Raw genomic sequence first — 18,008 nt, 5'->3', positions numbered from 1 at the left:
GAAAGATAAATTAACATGATGTCCGTTTTTGTAAACCTAATAATAGCTTTAAGATGTTAATTTATTAAAGAGTTCTAATAAATGTAAAGATAACTTATCAAAAACAGAGACAAGTAAATATTATTACGATTGATTTTAAAAAATTGGAAATTATTTTTTTATTGTTTAATCATGCAAAGCAGGAAATTTGTTTTTTTTGCATGATTCAAATATGCTGTCGGGGTATTTACAAAAAATGACGTCGATTAATACAAGAAAATTGCTGCTGAATAATCAGTGATCGAGTCCCTTTTTCTGGTAAAGCTCAAGGAAAATGGGCAAAGAAGTATCCACTAGAATCTCGGTAATCTCTTCCGGACTTTCTTTAAAATCTTTGCGCATCCAAGTTCCGATAATCAAATAACTGCCTCTGGCTAAGTAATCTAAATATTGGGTCAAAGTCTGAGGGTCAAAATTTACTGAAAAAATGATTGGCAGATTCCCTTTTAAATACTTATAAAAAAGGTTTCTCACATATTTCAGCAGGTCAATGTCCGTATTTTGTGAAGTAAGGATTTTTATTTTTTTACGATTTTCCCAAAGAAAATAAATCACGTTTTCGATCCTAGTGGTCAGAGTCGATCGGATGAGTTTGACACTGGGGGTTCCTACTGGGGTATAGAAATAGACATTTGATTGGAAAACGATGGTTAATTCAGCCAGAAACTCCTCAACAATGCTGTCTAACAAATCTTCTTTATTATGAAATTTTTTATAAAAGGTTACACGACTTACACCAGCATTAGTTGCAATATCATTGATCCTAATCGATTTGAACTCATTAGCAAGCAGCAGTTCAAGAAAAGCATCTTCAATCAGTTTGCGTTTTTCATCAACCATAACCTCACCCCCAATATGATTGTAACTTTATTTGAAAGCTGAGCCAAATATATAAAAGGAGAAAAAAGACTATTTTGAATAAAAATCTTGTTAAAAAAAGTATCTTCGACGCTTTTTTAGAATTATTGGCGTTGTCTAAATATGAAGATATTACAGTGAATGAAATCGTTGAGAACGCTTATGTCAGTAGAGTCACTTTCTATAACTATTTTAAAAATAAAGATGCTTTATTGGCTGAATTGCTCGATCAATTTTTGGAAACTTTCAATGAACTGTTAAAGGGTGATCAACGGTTATTGGAACAAATGAATGCGAATAAAAAGAAGGAAGCCTATCAGGATTTCTATCCATATACATATAAAATTCTCGATTTTTTCTATAGTAATAAAAAGTTAGTGCTGGCCTTCTTCAATATGAATCATGAAAAATTGGATTTTATTCGGCTATTACAAAAGAACTATCATGATCATTTTGTCCAAACACTGCCTCGGCCTTTCTACGAAGTCTTAGCAGAATCAAGAATCGAATATTATTCTTTGTTTATGACTAATGGGGTAGTTTCAATTGTCGAAAAGTGGTTTAGCTCAAATTTTGAAGAACCCATTGAAGATATCGCAGATCGAATTTTGGTTTTATTAATTACCAATCTGAGTTCTTTATATTCAGAATTGGAATCTAAATAGCGTATGTGTCAAAAAAATACAGTTTCTCAAAAATGAAAGGGTGAATGAATAGTGGCAAAAATTTTGATAATTACCAAAAATCCGTTAGCGGAACAAGAACTGCAGCTTTCTCTTCAAAAAATCAATGATGAGGTATTTTGTACATCTAGTTTATTAGAACAGGCTGATTTTCATCCGGAAGTCATCGGCTATTTTTCTATAGCCATTTTAAGTGACACGATTTCTAGTCTGGAATTATCAAAATATCTCGCTTCTTTAAAGCAAAGAGGGTTGTTGCTGCTGAGAAAAGGAAGCAAAGATCAGTTAAAGGAGACAGACTTCGATTGGATGGTTTCGCAGATCGATGAGTGGTATACAGAGGAGACTTCAATGGAAGAATTCATTGAAAAAATCGCTGGGATGAAGGAACAAATTGGTGAGTTAAAAAGTGATGTGAACAAGATCTACAGTAAATTCATTTCTAAGCTGACAAAAAATGAAAGAAAAGTTCTTTACTTTTTATACAAGTCAAAGGGTGCTCAATTATCTAGAGAGGATCTTTGCGCTGAAATTTGGGGAAGTGGAATGAATACTTCAAATGTTTGTCAGCTCTCTTTTTTAGTTAGCTGTATACGGGAAAAAATGATTCACGTCGGATTGGACGAGAATGAATTGAAAACGTTGTGGGGCCGAGGATACCAGCTGGGGGATACGTTGGTGACGCTATTGGATAAAAATGAGTTTTCCTTGAGTGCATAGTTTCGTTTATGAATTGTAAAAACTAGGTACTGTATGTGCAGGACCTTATCCTATGTTAATGACAGGGCTTTCTTCCTTCGATACAATAAATGAAAAGAACAGAAGGAGCAAGCGATGACAGAGATTGAACAGGTAATCCGAAGGTTAGCGAACCGCTATGCCGGAGTGATGATCGAAGAAGATGTCCTTACTCAGTTAGTCGAACTAGGGACCTTTGTTGATTTTGCAGCGGATGATTTGATTGTTGCGGCGGGGGATGAAGAAAATAAACTCTATTTATTGGTCAATGGTTTGATTCGCAAGTACTATTTAGATTATCAGGGGAATGATTTGACCCACCAGTTTTTGGAAGCTGGGCAAGTATTTAGTACGCAGCATGTTGTTTTTAGTGGTCGAGTCATGTGTAATTTTGAAGCGGTGGAACCATGCAGAATGGTTTGTTTTAATTATGAATTAGTCCAGCTTCTCATGGTGAAGGAATCTGCTTTGGCTCAAATTTATATCGGAATACTGGAAGAGACGCTGCGAATCAAACTGGTTCGTGAGACGGCATTACTGACGGAAAGCGCAACAGAGCGTTACATAAATTTGAAAAATGAGATTCCAGATATTGATCAACGTGTGAACCATGGACATATCGCCTCTTATATCGGAGTCACACCGGTTTCCTTAAGCCGTATTCGACGGACCTTGAGAGAAGAAAATTAATGAGGAGGCGGAGAATGATGTTCATAGGTATTGCTGGCGGAATTATTCTATTGGGCGGGGTTGTTCTAGCTCTTCGTCGACAAAAGGATATTGTGATTGAGGATGTTCCGGCGTTAAAAGTTACGAGCTCGGCGTTTGAGGATGGCGGAAAGATCCCTGTAAAGTATACGGGAAATGGAGAGGATGTATCGCCGGAATTACAGTTGGCTGAGTTAGATAAAGAGGCTGTTTCTCTGGTGGTGATTATGGATGATCTGGACCACCCGCTGGCCGGTGTTTACAATCATTGGCTGATTTGGAATGTACCGCCAATGACTATTATTCCAGCGGAAATCCCTGAAGGTAAGCAAGTATCGGGATTAGCTGATGCGGTGCAGGGAGTCGGTTATGGAAAACATCGTTATCGTGGACCAAAGCCGCCATTTGGTAGTCATCGCTACAAGTATAATGTCTTTGTCTTGGATACAACAATGGATTTAGCCGCTTCAACGAAAAAAAGGGCGCTTTTAGAAGCGATGGAAGGTCATATTCTGCAATATGGCTATCTGATCGGTGAATATACGACTAATAACTAAGCAGTTCTAAGGAAATGAAGTTGCATGCGCGAAGCAATTGAAGGTAAGATAAAAGCAGTATCGAATAAACTGGTAGAGGAGAGGTATCGTTGAATACAACACTTCGCTTAAAAGTGCCTCAATGGCAAGGCGGCAATAATCCAACCTACTCACTAGGATCTGATCTGCTGACGTTTCTGGTTCCTAAAAATTTGGAGCAAAAAGAAGTCACAGTGCCTATTCCTGAGTACGAAACACCATTGGAAAAGGAATATGGTGTAACAGCTCAACGTATTGTTGCTGAAAATGTGGCTAGGACGATGACGATTATTCAAGAAGAAGCGCCCGATAAGATAATTACTTTGGGCGGTGATTGTTTAGTTTCGCAGGCGCCTTTTGATTATTTACATGGAAAATACGGAGATCAGTTAGGAATCATCTGGCTCGATGCGCATCCAGATATTTCAACGCCGGATATTTTCTACAATGAGCATGCGATGGTCTTAGGGAATTTGTTAAACGACGGCGATCCTGTTCTTGCTGAAAAGGTAGAGCATCCATTTGCGGCAAAAGATGTTTTGTATGTGGGTCTTCAAGAACCTACTGCCGATGAAAAAGTAATTTTGGAAAGACTAGGGATAGAATACCAAATACAAAAGCAAACGCGGATAACTCCGAATGAAATCAGAAGCTGGCTAGAAGAGCATCAATTTAGCAAAGTAGTTGTTCATTTTGATTTGGATGTGTTAGATCCTAATGAGTTTCGTTCGTTGTATTTCGCAGAACCTGGAGTGACGGATTTTCCTGCCGAGGCGGGAAAAATGTCCCTAGAAGAAGTGAAAGAAACGATGGCGGCAATCGCGGAGCAAAGTGACATCGTTGGATTGACAATTGCGGAATTATTGCCTTGGGATGCTCGGAACTTGAAGAATCTTTTGAGCGGATTTGATGTATTTCGTTAAGCAAAAAGGAGCTGTGACAAGAATTTTGTCACAGCTCCTTTTCCGAACAAACGGTGCGCCAGAAGTGGCTTTTTCTTCGCAAGCTACGCATACAGTTACTGCTAAGTTTCACTAAACAGAGCTAGCATTCGGAGATAAGCCGTAATTCCTTGAAGCTGCCCACTTCTGTCACAACCTTTTATTTTTGATTCATTTGTAAAGCAATCAGGGTAGTTAATGTATCTCCGTAATAGTTGTCTTTGGCCAAACCGGAACGAAGTACCCAGGATTCGGAAGCGACAAGATTTCCATAGGCCTTCTTTTGCTGAGCGGCATATAAAACGGGAGTAGAGAATTCGCTGGAAGAATTGTTGTCTAATGGACTTCCATTGAGCGTATAGCCAGTCGCGATGGCTTCTTTTTTCAAAAAGAAGTTCATCATTTTACTTAATACTTGATTGACAGCCGGATCGTTTGAGCTTGCAAGCCGCCATGGAATTCGACAAGCATTGGCTCCGTAATTGCCATCATTTGCGCCTGCTACCTGATCTTTTTTCGCAGGAGTGGCTGTCGCTTTTTTCACCCAAGCGAAGTCCGGCATCAGCCCGGTTTTTTGTTGTTTGCTCAAATCTTCCAGTACATCGACAGAATTTGTTTTAAGGGTTTTCCAAAAATTATCTCCGCTGAATGCGGCGAAGGTATCAAAATAACTTGGGATGATATCCGAAGGACGAATCAAATCATAAAATTCAGAATCCTTCGTTGCCCAGTCGCCAACGGTTAACAATTTATTTGTTGAATTATAGTTTCGTGTTTTAATTGCCAAGAGTAATTGTTTCGCGGCGCGATTATAATCAGTCTGACTATCGGGCCATTGTTTGCTGGCTTCAATCAGAGCATAGGCGATATCCAGATCGCCATCGGTCGCATTTGTTGTTTCTTTTGTCGGCTCATCGTCACTTTTAAACGTTTGACGCCAACTCATTAACGGATTGTCTTTACTGATCTGAAAATTTTTGTAATAGCGATAAAAGTCATTAAAATCATCTTCAGAAGCCCAGCCGCGCTTGGCAGCTTGGAGGGTGATCAGCATGCCGTAGCCATGACCTTCGGAAAGAGAAATACTATTTTTTTTGCCTGGGTTTGTTTTGACAAAATTTCCTTCATCGCTTTCTTTTACATAAGCAGCTTGCCATTGTTGGTAGGTTGTTTTTTCTAATCTAAGTTGATTGTCTTTTATATTAAAGAGCACTGCTGCGACATACCCAAAAAAGAGTAACACCAACAGCGGCCACATGATCGCAGGACGTCTGCGCATAATATTGCCTCCTAATCGTCAAAACGTTGTGTTTTATACCATTTGCTGCTGTCCCGACGAAAGACTTTATCGCCAATATAAGAAAAGAGGGCCACGATGGAGATGCCTATGAACAGCAAAGAATAGGTAAAATATGATGCAATGGCATAAAAGAAATTGGCGGTAGTTGCCTGACCAAATTGACTAGATAATGCCAGCTGGATCTGCAATAAGTAAATGGCGAACATCAACGCCCAGTTCACTAGCAGCAGGGCACCAATCTGCCGGTTACTTCCGCCAAAGGTAAAAATGACATCAATAGCTGGAAACCAAGTGTGCAGGATCATCGCAATCAAATTGGCGACAAACATAATATTCGATAAAATAATCGCACTGGTGAACCAAAAAAAAGTGTTGAAATAATAAATGCTTTGCAAGCGAATCCGCCAATTTGAACCGCCTAGAAAGTCCTTCAAGTTATTGACGATTACCTCATAATTTCCTTTGGCCCAGCGTTTTCGTTGCCGATAATACACAGACAGGGTTTCGGGTTCTTGTTGAAACGCTTCAGCGCGGGATGCCAATGCGATCAGCTTTTTATGTTTCATGATTTTAAAACTTAATGCAGTATCTTCAGTCAACGCGCCATTGTCCCAACCGCCTAATTCGCGAATTAGTTTAGTTTGAATAATGAAGTTGGTCCCGGGAATCTGACCAATTTTAAACAGCTGCCACATTCCTGTATGGATGATTCGCTGGCTGGTGACGATTTCCAGATTGATACAGCGAGTTAAAAAATTCCGTTTATAATTTCGTGTTTTGTTTCTTCCGAAAACCGCCCCGTAACGTTCAGGGTCTTCCAAAGCTCTTTGCATTAAAAAGTAAAGCGCATTTTGTTCAGGCATCGCATCCGCATCATACACACATAAATAATCTCCGTGAGCAATTTTCAACGAATCGTTTAGTACTCCGGCCTTTCCGCCAGTTCCTCTGCGATCGATTACTTTTGTTAAATAATAGCCCTCATATTCCGGTTGTTGCAGGATCGTGTGAACTCGCGCGTAAGTAGCATCATCACAGTTATCGGCAAATACTAGGATTTCCATTTTTTCTCGCGGGTAGTTCATATTTAAGATTGCTTTTACGGTATCTTGAATAACGATTTCTTCGTTGTGGGCCGGAACCACGATCGTGACAAGCGGATAGTCGGAAAGCGGGTCTAAATGATTTTTTGGCGGACGAATATTTGTAAGTAAAAAATAGACGGCACCAAATAGGATAACAAGTGTAATCAGAAGCGAAAACCAAATAGAGACAATACCGAATATCAATAAAATAGTACTAATCAATAGTCCCGCCTCCTAAAATAGCGCCAAATCCGATCCTTAATTACCAGCAGACAAAAGAATAAAACCACAGCTGCTATCAAGAATATCCCAGTAACGATCTTACTTGCCTCAAAAAAATAGATGAGAAGCTGATCCATACCTATTCTCCTCTCTATAAAATATACTCATCAGTCAAATCTGCCTCAGAACGTCGCCGCACTCGACTGATCACTTGTTCCGCAGTCATCTCTGTCGAGCCTTCAATAGTGATTTCGCCAAAACGGATGACCGTATTTTGTGAATGTTCAAAGTTTTTAAATGGAAAAAGGGAGAATTGTGTCTTGGTAATCTTGTTTAATTCTTGAATAAATGCCAAGCTGTCTCCCGATTGATAAATAGGCGACATGACGACAAACGTTCCATCACCCAAATAAAATTGATCTTCCTCAGGCAAACGAATATCATTCAATTCTTGTGCCAATTCCTGCAATAAGTGATCGGTCGCTTGATCATTTTGATATTTCAACTGCTCAATATAATCAACGGTGTAGAAGGAGACAATTAGTCCACGGCCAATTTTTTGATACAAATTCATTGCACACTTGAATTTTTCGTAGCGGGTTTCGAATTCTCCTCTATTATATAGACCAGTGGTTTCATCCAAAGTCGTTAGGTATTGACGCATTCTAGGTTGAAAGCTGTTTATTCGCTGATTAAATAAAACACTGTTCTTCGTAATGAGTCCTAAAACCGCAAAGATCGGGATGACAACGATCAGATAGATTTTCTCTAGTCTCGGCATAATAATAGGTGTGTAATACAGCAGATAAATTCCAGTGGTCATGACCATCATAGAAAAAACGGCGACAGTAATCGTATTGCCTAAAAAACCTACGAGTAATCCTAAAAAGGCTAATAGGGAAATAGTCACCACAAGAATAGGACCAAAACGGTCGTCTAAAATCAAATTTTGAATGAGAAAGATGGCAGCTAATACGATCGCCATCTTTCTCATTCAAAATTTGTCGGAAATATTTCATTTTATTGTCTCCTTATTGACTGAAGTCACTTGGCCGATCGGCTAGGTGATAATAATGAGCGATCGCTTCTATTATTCGTTCACTGGCTTTTCCATCACCATAGGGGTTGTCAGCTTTTGCCATTTTTTCATAGGCCGAAGAATCCTTAAACAGTTCTTTGATGGTTGTGTAAACTGTTTGGGTATCTGTTCCGACCAAGCGCAATGTGCCTGCAGCAACGCCTTCTGGTCGTTCTGTCTGATCGCGCAGAACTAATACTGGAACTCCCAAGGAAGGGGCTTCCTCCTGAACACCGCCTGAGTCTGTTAGAATCAAATAACTTTGTTTGGCATAATTATGGAAATCAACCACGTCTAACGGTTCAATCAAAGAAATATTCATTAATGAGCCTAATAGTTCCTGAGCGGTTTTTCGAACGATTGGATTTTTGTGCATTGGGAAAATAAATTGTGTATCTTGATAGTCCTTCGCAGCTTTCTTGATAGCCTTAAAAACGTTAGACATAGGTTCACCCAAATTTTCGCGACGATGCATCGTTACTAAGACGATTCTTTTTTTGTTTTTTGAAATGTTTTCAGGAATTTTATAGTTTTCGTCCAGGGTATTTTTCATGGCATCGATCGCCGTATTTCCAGTGACATAAATATGTGTTTCAGAATGATTCTCTTTGAGCAAATTTTCTTTGCTTTTGTTTGTCGGTGCAAAATATAAATCCGTTAGATCATCTGTTAGCTGACGATTCATTTCTTCTGGGAAGGGTGCGTATTTATCCCAAGTCCGTAACCCCGCTTCGACATGTCCGATTGCAATTTGTTGGTAAAAGGCACTCAGAGCTGCTGAGAAGGTAGTGGTAGTGTCGCCATGAACCAGCAAGATGTCAGGTCTGTCCTTTATAAGAATGGCCGTAAGTTTTTCCAATACTCGACTAGTGATTTCTCCTAATGTTTGTCCTTGATGCATGATATTCAGATCATAGTCAGGGACAATTGAGAAAGAACGCAATACTTGATCGAGCATTTCTCTATGTTGGCCGGTAACTAACACTTTAGTTTCAAAACGTTCATCCGAAAGTAGTTTTTTTGCTAAGGGAGCCATTTTGATGGCTTCCGGTCGCGTTCCGAAAACTAAAAAGACTTTTTTTCTCATTGTATTTCTCCTCAGAAATTTAAAATAAATTATAAATAATAGCAGTTATCGCAAAATCTAAATCAGTATACCATCTAAGGTGTTTATTTAAAATTAATATACTGTTTATTAAATTAACGATTGATTACTATATAAAAATATAAGTATATTTATATTAATAGTTGCAAAGAAACGTAATGGATTTTATGAAAAAGAGTTAGGATAATCAAACGAGTGAACGACAAAAAAACACGTGGAAAGAGTTTAGCCTCCACGTGTATCTAAATCGTTTTTAACGATTAAAAAACCAGCGATCAGCAAAAAAATCAAACTAAAAAAGATCGTTCGCTGATTGAAATAAGTAGAAAAAAAACCGTTTAACAAGGCACCTATAATAAAGCTGCTCAAAATAATAAGTGTATCCTTGAAGGCTGATTGCTTGCTCGCGTCGTGCTTAATGTAGCCTTCAAAGAAATAGGTTGAAAGATTTCGCAGATTCCCTGTCATCATCAATGAAGTAAAAGGCTTCCCCTTCAACTTCTGGAACTCCTGCAATTGTGTCGCGGCCGCGATAGATAACAGCGCATTAGTTAACAGATTTGGCAAATAGGGGGAAAAGATCCCCACGCTCAAAAGCAAAATGATTTCAAACGCTAAAAACCATAGCGGCTGATTTTGACTGATCGTTGTTTGCAGGTAGCGGGTCAATAATGCGCCTAATGCAAAAGCGATGATTGGGATCAAGTAGTGAATCAGTGCACCCCAGTGGCCTTGACCTAAATGCACCCCGAGTAATATGAAATTTCCTGTTTGCAGTCCCGCAAAAACTTCCCCGTGAACCAAATAAGTATAAGCATCCAATCCGCCAGCTGTAGCAGCCAACGCCATTCCGAACTCCAGCCGTTCATGAACATTTTCTTCCATTGTTTTGCACCTCTTTTTTCTTCATCAGAAGTGTACGCCAAAAGAAGTTTTTTTAAAATAAAAAAGGACTAGGAGCAGCAGCTCCTAGCCTTTGTCGTTATTAACGACTTCAGTCAGTTTCGCTCGCGGTAGCGAGTGAAACAAAAAAAACCGCGCGTTTCTACGCGTGGACGAAAAAGCTTTAGCGTTAAAACTCCTTTCGATATACTAATAAGTGGCTACCAACCGCTCATTTTATCGAAAGGAGTTTTTTTCATGTCATCAAATGACGACAAAAGTTTATCACATACAAGATGGAATTGTAAGTACCACATCGTGTTCACTCCAAAATATAGAAGGAAAGTAATCTATGGAGAATTGAGAAAGGATATCGGAAGGATTTTGCGCAAGCTCTGTGAAATGAAAGAAGTAGAAATCATCGAAGCTCATGCAATACCAGATCATATTCATATGTTAGTAAGAATTCCACCCAAAATAAGCATTTCCTACTTCATGGGATTTTTAAAAGGGAGAAGTGCGACACTGATCCATGAACAGCATGGAAACTTAGTCTATAAATATGGGAATAAAAGTTTCTGGTCAAAAGGGTATTACGTAAGTACAGTGGGTTTGAATCAGAAAACAATCGCAAAATATATACGAGAACAGGAATCAGATGATCGTATTCGAGATAGTATAAGTAAACGAGAATACGTTGATCCGTTCAAGAGTAAGAAAAAGAAATAAAGTAGCGAGCGACGAGCGGTTGGCGGTCTTTTAGAAAGCTCCATTTATGGAGTATGTGAGCGGGGACCTCTTCTAGAGGTGTTAAAAAGCCACCCGTTTTCACGGGTGGATGGGTTACTTAAGTTCGCCATTTTCTAAATGGAGCTGTTTTTCTGCAATCTTTAATGTACTGTTGCGGTGGGAAACAAGGACCATCGTTTTATCCTGCAATTTTTCTTTGAAGGCGGTAAGAATCGCCTGCTCGTTTACGTAGTCGAGATTACTTGTCGGCTCGTCCAGCAAGATCAAAGGTGCGTCATAGACGAGTAGGCGAGCCAAGCCGATCCGTTGCCGTTCACCATCAGAAATGTTGCGAGACAATTTGCTGAGCTGTGTTTCGTATCCTTCAGGAAGGGAGAGAATCCAGTCGTGGATAGCAGCCGCTTTAGCCGCTTCTTCGATGTCGCTTTTCGATACCTCTGGGCGTTTCAAAGAAATATTGTTAGCGATCGTGTCTTCGAACAGAAAGGTCGATTGTTCCATGACACCTTCTAAATGATGAAGGGTTTCTTCCCTTAATGAAGAAAGCGGAAGCTCATTGATCATCAATCGTCCATTATCAGGGTCCCAGTAACGCATCAAAAGTTTTAACAAGGTACTTTTTCCGCTGCCGCTTTCTCCGCTGATCCCGAGACTTTGGCCTTTTTGCAATTCAAAAGAGATTTTTTCCAATACCGCTTTATCCGTATTGGGGTAACTGAAGGAAAGCTTTTCGGCTTGGAGTGTTTCGACTGCCGCGATCGTTTCCGTATGTTCTTTAAATGTTACGAAGGGCTCTTCGTGGACCAATTGATACAAGCGACGCCCGCTAGAGAAGGTCGTTAGCAGCGCATTGCCTAAATTGCCTAATGCCAAAACGGGACCGAACGAGCTTAGACTTAGTACTACTGAAATCACGATCGTTTCAACTGAAAGTCCGCGACTGCTGCCGAGGTAAAATACACAGAGCGTCGTTCCGATAACAACTAATTCACTTAGAAGTTGCAATGTGTTTCCCTGAAATATCCGACGGCGATTTTCATGATTCAGTACAGTACTGTCAGTCTTCAACTTATCCAGTCGTGTTTTTTCCAAGTGGAACTGTGCAATGTCTTTTAGGCTATTCGCGTTTTCCATGATTGTCTGACTGACCTGCACAAAAGCAGACTTGTAATCGTCACCGATTTGCAGATTTCTGCGATAACTGACGAAAGGAATAATAGCGCCTATTAGGATTTGTCCAGCGAATAAGGCAAAGGCCAAACCTAAATCATATTGTGCCAGAAAAACAACCGTCACAAGTGTCGTGCCTAGAGCGATAAACACTGGTGAAATCGTATGAGCGAAAAAGACTTCCAAGGCCTCTACATCCGTCGAGATCGAAGTGATCAGTTCACCGCTATTTTTACCAGTCAGTCGGGCTGGACCGATGCTTCTTAAAGCAGAGAAAATCTGTTCACGAATATGGGCCAGCAAAGAAAAGGCAATATCATGATTTTGATATTGTTCCAAATAACGCGCGACGCCTCGGATGATTCCGCAACTAATCAGTAAGGCCAAAATCAGCGGAAGATTCACGGCATCGTCGTTGATCAAGCGAAGCAGGGTAATTGTGCTGGTCACGGGAATCGCAACGACGGCCAGATTACTGAGGATTCCTAAAAAAATCGCCAGCGCCATTTTTCCTTTAAAGGGCTGCGTGAAGGAGAGCAGCCAACGAATCAAAAGACGATCACTCATTTTCTATCGCTCCCTTCAATTGTTGTGTTTCTTCTATAAAATAAGCATTAAAATAGTCCGAAGTCTGTTCCAACTCCTGCGGTGTGCCGGCTTCAACGATTGCGCCATCTTTAAAAACATAGATTTGGTCGGCATCTAGGACATTATATAACCGATGAGAAACGAAGATCACGATCGCTTGTTTTGCCAAACCCTTGAGTGTATTTAAAATGATTTCTTCACTTTCGATATCTACGCCTGAAGTAATCTCATCGAAAATATAGAGCTCCGCTGAGGCAGCTAAGGCGCGTGCCAAAATCAGTCGTTGACGTTGGCCGCCAGATAGATTTTTGCCATCCTCTTCTAGAATAGTATCTAGTTGTTCAGGCAATTGTTTTACAAAGGATGATAATTTTACTTGATCTAACAAGTGCCAGAGTTCCTGATCGCTCAATTGAGGATGAGCGAGTAAGAGGTTTTTACGAATGCTTTCAGCATATAGAAAATCCTTCGTATTCACTAAAATCCCCTTATCCAATACAGTCGATCTGCTCAATTCTTTTAAATCGGTTTGATTCCAGAAAATTCGCCCTTGATAGTCATCTAGTTGATTCAACAATAGTTGCGCAAGGGTGCTTTTGCCAGAGCCGGATTTTCCAACAAAGGCGGTAAACGTTCCCTTTTTCAATTGCATCGAAACATTTTGAATCGCTAGAGTTTGCTGATTTTCGTAAGTGAAATCCAGCGAATCAATAGTGATCCTATTCAAGGATTCCTGCCACACGTTAATAGCCCCATCTGCTTTTTCTGGGATGTCCAGATAGTCAAAAATCTTGCCGCATGAGCTGATTCCGTTCATCGCCACATGGAAGAGAGAACCTAGTTGACGCATCGGCAAGAAAAATTCCGCGCCGACCAATATAAAAATCAGTACGCCGTAGACAGTCAACTGCTGCTGTTGAAAAGCAATCAATGCAAGTCCGATTCCTAGTGCGGCACCGCTATAGGAAAAAATATCCATGATCGTAATCGAATTTAGCTGCATTGACAGTAAGCTCATGGTTGCTTTGCGAAATTTTTGCGCATCGGCCGCTAACTCTTGCTGTTTGGCTTCATCCTGATCGTAAGCCTTCAAGACACTCAAGGCACTCAAGCTTTCATGGAAGCGAGAACCGAGATTCGTGTATTGATCCCAATATTTGCTTAAGATCCGCTTAGCGATTTTCATCACTGCCATGATGGTAAGGGGGATGAAGGGGACACAAATCAGCATAGCAACAGCCGGCTGCCATGCTAGAGAAACTAGATAGGCAAATAGAATCAGCGCGGCAAGCAGACAATAAAAAAGCTGAGGTAAGAAATGAGCATAGTACATTTCCAACTGTTCAATCCCATCACCAGAAAGCTGAGCCAAAGTCGTGGCGGGTAATTGTCGAGAAGTGTTTCCTAACCGAAAAGCTTTTTCCATCACCTTTGAACGTAATGCAACCCGCAATTCTGCTGAAGCAGAATCTGTCAGATGAGCAGATAGACGAATAAGCAGCAGTTTTCCTAAGAGTGCCAGAAGAATCAAACCAAAAGGCAGACTAAGATTAAGGTAGACTCCTTGGATTAGATGACTCAATAAGAAAGCTATTGTCCGCCAAATGTACAGAGATAAACCTAGACTGATACAACGGATCAGAACTTGTAAGACTAGGGTCTTCTTTTTAGCGATCGCAAATAACCGACGATCAATCATTTGATTCCCCAGCCTTCACAGCAGCTTTTTTTCCGCGTAGATACCAGGTCAAACCAATTACATGAGCAATGTAGACGATCCCTAGGCAAATCCGCATCGGTGTGTTATCGACTAAGAGTCCGGGAATCAGAAAGACCACTAAGATCATCAGAAACATTTTCACCATTCCAGCATTGGTGATCTTCTTTTTAACGAGGGGTTCCTCCACCGTGCGTTGATAGAAAGAAGAGCGAATAAATTTGTTGTAATATTTATCAGAACTGCGCAGCCAGAAAAAACCTGTCAGCAAATAGAATACAGTTGTTGGTAAAAAGGGCAGAAAAATCCCTAAAGTCCCTAGTGCAAACGTGATGGCACCAAGGGAAAAATAAATGATCTTTTTCACATGTATGACCTCCAATAATAAAAATAAAAGAAAGAGCTTACCAGCTAATCTTATGCTAAATGAAAATGATTATCAATCTCTTATGCGATTTCTTTTATTCGAAAATAAAAAAACTATTGTTCTTTTTGAGAATAGTCAATCGCTTATTGAGAAAACGAAGATGAGTTATGGTGTTGTGAGAGTCGCAAGTAAAAAAGTACTTTTTAATAATCCTTTTTTCAGAATATTTATTAAAAAAAACGTTTAAAATAACTATTCCTATCTCAGCTAAAGTGCCGTAAGATATCTTATAGAGAAGAAATTTTGAAACGATGGATAAGCCAATTGTTTGTTACTGTGTTAGCGAAAAGGGGTTAGATTGTGAAGAATTTTTTGAAAGTGAGCGTAATCATTCTCTTATTTCTCAGCGGGTGCGGGGGAAAAGAATCAGAAAAAAGCGCGAAGAGCAACTCTTCAAAGACAACTGTAGAGACATCAAATGCTAAAAGTGATTCTCCAGTGAAGCTGGAATTTTCGGCAGTGGGAGATAATTTGATTCATGATTTCATTTATGAACATTTGAGACAGCCGGATGGAACCTATCGATTCGATGAGATGTATGAACCCACGAAGTATCTGAATGAAGATCGGGATATTTCCTACATGAATCTAGAAACAATTTGTGCGGGGGAGGAATTAGGTCTATCGGGTTATCCGATGTTTAATGGACCGACACAAGTATTAGATTCCTTACACAATTCAGGCTACAATTGGCTGTCCGCGGCTAGTAATCATACGATGGATAAAGGAGAAGATGGGATCGTTAGACAGTTAGAATATTTGGAGAAGTATCCAGATATTGCTGTGACCGGTTCACAAAAATCACCTGAGGACAAACGACTCCATGTTAAAAAGATCAAAGGGGTCAACGTTGGCTTGATGTCTTATACCTTTGGGTTGAATGGTATTCCGCTACCGGAAGGAAAAGATTATTTGGTTAATTTGATCGATGAAGAACAGATAAAGAAAGACATGCAGGAATTAAATGAGCAGAGTGATATCCAAATCGTCAGTATGCATTGGGGCGAAGAGTATCAATTCGTTCCGAATGACAATCAAACACAGTTGGCGCAGCTTTTAAGTGATACCGGCGTGGATGTGATCGTCGGCGGGCATCCCCATGTTATCCAGCCAATGGATTATCTGACGGGTGAGTCGGGCAATCAAACGTTGGTGATGTATTCTTTGGGTAACTTCATTTCCTCACAAGCAGAAAATGATCGGATGTTAGGCGGCATGGGACGCTGGACGATCGATTATGATAAGAAGAAAAAAGATTTCAAATTTGAGCAGGTTGAATTTTGGCCGACGATCACGTATATCGGCGATAATTACCAGACCTATAAAACCTATGCGCTGAAAGATTATACAGATGAATTGGCTGAGCAGCACATGATCCATGTTAACCAAGGGCAAGATTTATCACGAGGCTACTTCATTGAACGGACGAAACAGATCATGAATGATAAAGTAAAACTCGTTTATTAACTAAGAGAGCAAGTCAGATCAAGCAGGACTTTTTTAGGACTCCTATAATAAATTCAGGGTAGTCGAAACGGGGTGAGTAGAATGTATGAGTGGCAGAAACAAATCCAGCAGATCGTCGATGAAATCGATCGATGTATTGAAGGCTATAATGATGAAGCTCTGACATTACGGAGATTATCTCGTAAGATGGGCTATTCCGAATTTTATACGACGCGAAAATTCAAAGAAATCTCCGGCATGCCATTTCGCGATTATTTGCGTCAGCGGAAGTTAGCCTTTGCTTTGAAAGAAGTTCGCGACAATGAGAAGAGTTTCTTGGATATCGCCTTCGATTATGGCTTTTCCTCACATGAAGCCTTTACTCGTGCATTCAAACGAATGTATGGTGTAGCGCCTAGCGAGTATCGAAAACAACCGAAGCCGGTCGTACTTCGTACAAAAATCAACCCTTTTGACCGCTACTTTTTAGGATTAGGAGAGATTGGTATGGTGAAATCAACTAAAGATGTCAAAACGTATTTTGTTACGATTCCCCCGCACAAATTTTTACACATTAAAAACAATGAGAGTAATGGGTACTGGGATTTTTGGCAGAAACAAAGTCAGATTCCTGGGCAGGATTGCGATACGATCAGCGGGTTGCTGGCGAGTATCAAAGGAAAGCTAGACGATAACGGAGGCAATAAAGCGGATAGCAGCAGTGGTCAGGCGATGGCTTATATCAGTGATCCAGAGGGACGGCTCTGTGATTGGGGATTCCTGCGGTCGGAATGCTATGGCGTACGCTTACCGGCGGAATATCAAGGGGAAGTCCCTGAGCAAATGATGCTGCTGGATGTTCCTGAAGCAGAGTATCTGGTTTTTGAACACGGCCCTTTCGATTATGAACAGGAAAATCGCAGTGTCGAAGAAGAGGTAGAAGAAGCGATGGCGAATTTTGATTTTTCTGGAACGGGTTATAGCTACGATACCACGCCTGGACGGGTCATCTACTTTTATCATGATCCAGAACGTTTTTGGAAATATGTTCGACCAGTGAAGAAGTGATGGAAAACAGCGGTGTTGATTAAAATCAACCCGCTGTTTTTTGTTCATTCATAAAAAAGGGATTACTCACATACCAAGCATTCTTCTTCTAAACTTCCGCTGTTTAATTGATTAAACTCGTTTCCCCATTGGTGCAGCATTTGAATCACCGGCTTCAATGAACGTCCATAGTCGGTGATCTGATAGGAGACCATCAATGGTTTCTCCTGAATAACCTGCCGTTCGATCAGACCGTCACTTTCCAAGTCTTTCAATTGCAGCGACAGCATTCTGCGGGTAATACCGGGGATTTTTTTCTGTAACTCGTTATAGCGATGCTCCCCTTCAAAAATAAGGTGGTACAGCAAGACACTCTTCCATCTGCCAGAAATCAGTTGAAGAGTAGACTCAACAGAACAACCTTTTTCACAATTATAAATTTTACGAACCATGTAGGAACCTCCTCGCATCAATAGACCAGCCATTCAATTTTATACTCTCTTTTTAACATAGACCAAAACGGGCGTCTATTATTTTATCTCCGTTTATTGGGAACAAGGAAAATAAAAAAAAGAGGAGGTATAAAAAAATTCCCTAATTTACATTTGTAGACACAGGTTTTAAGATAGCTGTACAAAGCGTCGCTATC

Annotated in this window: 19 protein-coding genes; 8 read left to right on the top strand and 11 right to left on the bottom strand. The window is 40.2% G+C overall.

Going from position 1 to position 18,008, the window contains the following annotated elements; translation table 11 throughout:
• Positions 1 to 273 precede the first annotated feature (273 nt).
• A complete protein-coding gene (locus IGI38_RS22800; RefSeq protein ID WP_438734217.1) occupies positions 274 to 879 on the bottom strand; it encodes a TetR/AcrR family transcriptional regulator in 606 nt (201 codons plus the stop codon).
• Positions 880 to 953: 74 nt separating this feature from the next.
• On the opposite strand from IGI38_RS22800, the gene IGI38_RS22795 reads away from it, so the two are divergent.
• The 5 genes from IGI38_RS22795 (at position 954) to IGI38_RS22775 (ending at position 4,524) form a co-directional block, all read left to right on the top strand.
• On the top strand, positions 954 to 1,562 hold the full coding sequence (locus IGI38_RS22795; protein ID WP_438734216.1) for a TetR/AcrR family transcriptional regulator: 609 nt from the start codon (positions 954 to 956) through the stop codon (positions 1,560 to 1,562).
• A gap of 51 nt (positions 1,563 to 1,613) precedes the next feature.
• Complete coding sequence (locus tag IGI38_RS22790) at positions 1,614 to 2,300, top strand: winged helix-turn-helix domain-containing protein (RefSeq protein WP_438734215.1); 687 nt, start codon at positions 1,614 to 1,616, stop codon at positions 2,298 to 2,300.
• A gap of 114 nt (positions 2,301 to 2,414) precedes the next feature.
• A complete protein-coding gene (locus tag IGI38_RS22785; RefSeq protein WP_438734214.1) occupies positions 2,415 to 3,008 on the top strand; it encodes a Crp/Fnr family transcriptional regulator in 594 nt (197 codons plus the stop codon).
• 14 nt (positions 3,009 to 3,022) lie between these two features.
• Positions 3,023 to 3,583: a YbhB/YbcL family Raf kinase inhibitor-like protein gene (locus IGI38_RS22780; protein WP_438734213.1), complete on the top strand. Its 561-nt coding sequence runs from the start codon at positions 3,023 to 3,025 to the stop codon at positions 3,581 to 3,583.
• 89 nt (positions 3,584 to 3,672) lie between these two features.
• Positions 3,673 to 4,524, top strand: a complete 852-nt coding sequence (locus IGI38_RS22775) for an arginase family protein (protein ID WP_438734212.1) — start codon at positions 3,673 to 3,675, stop codon at positions 4,522 to 4,524.
• A 178-nt stretch (positions 4,525 to 4,702) separates the two neighbouring features.
• Here IGI38_RS22775 and IGI38_RS22770 read toward each other — a convergent pair whose 3' ends face one another.
• The 6 genes from IGI38_RS22770 to IGI38_RS22745 form a co-directional block, all read right to left on the bottom strand.
• Positions 4,703 to 5,821 carry a glycosyl hydrolase family 8 gene (locus IGI38_RS22770; RefSeq protein ID WP_438734211.1) on the bottom strand — a complete coding sequence of 373 codons (1,119 nt, stop codon included), beginning with the start codon at positions 5,819 to 5,821 and terminating at the stop codon, positions 4,703 to 4,705.
• A gap of 11 nt (positions 5,822 to 5,832) precedes the next feature.
• Positions 5,833 to 7,149: a glycosyltransferase family 2 protein gene (locus IGI38_RS22765; RefSeq protein ID WP_438734210.1), complete on the bottom strand. Its 1,317-nt coding sequence runs from the start codon at positions 7,147 to 7,149 to the stop codon at positions 5,833 to 5,835.
• A complete protein-coding gene (locus IGI38_RS22760; RefSeq protein WP_438734209.1) occupies positions 7,146 to 7,286 on the bottom strand; it encodes a hypothetical protein in 141 nt (46 codons plus the stop codon). Before IGI38_RS22760 ends, IGI38_RS22765 begins: the two co-directional genes overlap by 4 nt.
• A 14-nt stretch (positions 7,287 to 7,300) precedes the next feature.
• Positions 7,301 to 8,134: a GGDEF domain-containing protein gene (locus IGI38_RS22755; RefSeq protein WP_438734208.1), complete on the bottom strand. Its 834-nt coding sequence runs from the start codon at positions 8,132 to 8,134 to the stop codon at positions 7,301 to 7,303.
• A gap of 46 nt (positions 8,135 to 8,180) precedes the next feature.
• On the bottom strand, positions 8,181 to 9,314 hold the full coding sequence (wecB, locus tag IGI38_RS22750) for a non-hydrolyzing UDP-N-acetylglucosamine 2-epimerase (RefSeq protein WP_438734207.1): 1,134 nt from the start codon (positions 9,312 to 9,314) through the stop codon (positions 8,181 to 8,183).
• A gap of 243 nt (positions 9,315 to 9,557) precedes the next feature.
• The gene (locus tag IGI38_RS22745; RefSeq protein WP_438734205.1) at positions 9,558 to 10,217 is read right to left on the bottom strand and encodes a YoaK family protein; all 660 of its coding nucleotides are present in this window, start codon (positions 10,215 to 10,217) and stop codon (positions 9,558 to 9,560) included.
• A gap of 255 nt (positions 10,218 to 10,472) precedes the next feature.
• Between IGI38_RS22745 and tnpA the strand changes: the two genes are divergently transcribed.
• Positions 10,473 to 10,943: an IS200/IS605 family transposase gene (tnpA, locus tag IGI38_RS22740; RefSeq protein WP_438727688.1), complete on the top strand. Its 471-nt coding sequence runs from the start codon at positions 10,473 to 10,475 to the stop codon at positions 10,941 to 10,943.
• Positions 10,944 to 11,057: 114 nt separating this feature from the next.
• On the opposite strand, the gene IGI38_RS22735 is transcribed toward tnpA, so the two are convergent.
• The 3 genes from IGI38_RS22735 to IGI38_RS22725 are packed head-to-tail and all read right to left on the bottom strand — an operon-like array spanning position 11,058 to position 14,806.
• Entirely contained in the window at positions 11,058 to 12,701 is a 1,644-nt protein-coding gene (locus IGI38_RS22735) for an amino acid ABC transporter ATP-binding/permease protein (protein ID WP_438734203.1), read from the bottom strand.
• Positions 12,694 to 14,421: an ABC transporter ATP-binding protein/permease gene (locus IGI38_RS22730; RefSeq protein ID WP_438734202.1), complete on the bottom strand. Its 1,728-nt coding sequence runs from the start codon at positions 14,419 to 14,421 to the stop codon at positions 12,694 to 12,696. The genes IGI38_RS22735 and IGI38_RS22730 overlap by 8 nt, the downstream gene beginning before the upstream one ends.
• Positions 14,414 to 14,806 (bottom strand): YbaN family protein, encoded by a 393-nt coding sequence (locus IGI38_RS22725; protein ID WP_438734201.1) that lies wholly within the window; start codon positions 14,804 to 14,806, stop codon positions 14,414 to 14,416. Before IGI38_RS22725 ends, IGI38_RS22730 begins: the two co-directional genes overlap by 8 nt.
• Before the next feature lie 360 nt (positions 14,807 to 15,166).
• Between IGI38_RS22725 and IGI38_RS22720 the strand changes: the two genes are divergently transcribed.
• Both IGI38_RS22720 and IGI38_RS22715 read left to right on the top strand, forming a co-directional pair.
• Entirely contained in the window at positions 15,167 to 16,333 is a 1,167-nt protein-coding gene (locus IGI38_RS22720; RefSeq protein ID WP_438734199.1) for a CapA family protein, read from the top strand.
• A gap of 81 nt (positions 16,334 to 16,414) precedes the next feature.
• On the top strand, positions 16,415 to 17,380 hold the full coding sequence (locus tag IGI38_RS22715; protein WP_438734391.1) for a helix-turn-helix transcriptional regulator: 966 nt from the start codon (positions 16,415 to 16,417) through the stop codon (positions 17,378 to 17,380).
• Positions 17,381 to 17,442: 62 nt separating this feature from the next.
• Here IGI38_RS22715 and IGI38_RS22710 read toward each other — a convergent pair whose 3' ends face one another.
• Positions 17,443 to 17,811: a winged helix-turn-helix transcriptional regulator gene (locus IGI38_RS22710; protein ID WP_438734198.1), complete on the bottom strand. Its 369-nt coding sequence runs from the start codon at positions 17,809 to 17,811 to the stop codon at positions 17,443 to 17,445.
• Between the last annotated feature and the right edge of the window lie 197 nt (positions 17,812 to 18,008).

It is taken from the genome of Enterococcus sp. AZ128 (assembly GCF_051714485.1).
In the GTDB taxonomy this organism is placed as follows: domain Bacteria; phylum Bacillota; class Bacilli; order Lactobacillales; family Enterococcaceae; genus Enterococcus_A.
This window is presented reverse-complemented; position numbering and strand designations above follow the sequence as displayed.

Excerpts from the sequence above, each read along its gene's own strand:
- IGI38_RS22710 (WP_438734198.1), bottom strand. The coding sequence starts at position 17,811 with ATGGTTCGTAAAATTTATAATTGTGAAAAAGGTTGTTCTGTTGAGTCT.
- IGI38_RS22760 (WP_438734209.1), bottom strand. The coding sequence starts at position 7,286 with ATGGATCAGCTTCTCATCTATTTTTTTGAGGCAAGTAAGATCGTTACT.
- IGI38_RS22755 (WP_438734208.1), bottom strand. The coding sequence starts at position 8,134 with ATGGCGATCGTATTAGCTGCCATCTTTCTCATTCAAAATTTGATTTTA.
- IGI38_RS22785 (WP_438734214.1), top strand. The coding sequence starts at position 2,415 with ATGACAGAGATTGAACAGGTAATCCGAAGGTTAGCGAACCGCTATGCC.
- wecB (WP_438734207.1), bottom strand. The coding sequence starts at position 9,314 with ATGAGAAAAAAAGTCTTTTTAGTTTTCGGAACGCGACCGGAAGCCATC.
- IGI38_RS22730 (WP_438734202.1), bottom strand. The coding sequence starts at position 14,421 with ATGATTGATCGTCGGTTATTTGCGATCGCTAAAAAGAAGACCCTAGTC.
- IGI38_RS22800 (WP_438734217.1), bottom strand. The coding sequence starts at position 879 with ATGGTTGATGAAAAACGCAAACTGATTGAAGATGCTTTTCTTGAACTG.
- IGI38_RS22715 (WP_438734391.1), top strand. The coding sequence starts at position 16,415 with ATGTATGAGTGGCAGAAACAAATCCAGCAGATCGTCGATGAAATCGAT.
- IGI38_RS22735 (WP_438734203.1), bottom strand. The coding sequence starts at position 12,701 with ATGAGTGATCGTCTTTTGATTCGTTGGCTGCTCTCCTTCACGCAGCCC.
- tnpA (WP_438727688.1), top strand. The coding sequence starts at position 10,473 with ATGTCATCAAATGACGACAAAAGTTTATCACATACAAGATGGAATTGT.
- IGI38_RS22780 (WP_438734213.1), top strand. The coding sequence starts at position 3,023 with ATGATGTTCATAGGTATTGCTGGCGGAATTATTCTATTGGGCGGGGTT.
- IGI38_RS22770 (WP_438734211.1), bottom strand. The coding sequence starts at position 5,821 with ATGCGCAGACGTCCTGCGATCATGTGGCCGCTGTTGGTGTTACTCTTT.
- IGI38_RS22745 (WP_438734205.1), bottom strand. The coding sequence starts at position 10,217 with ATGGAAGAAAATGTTCATGAACGGCTGGAGTTCGGAATGGCGTTGGCT.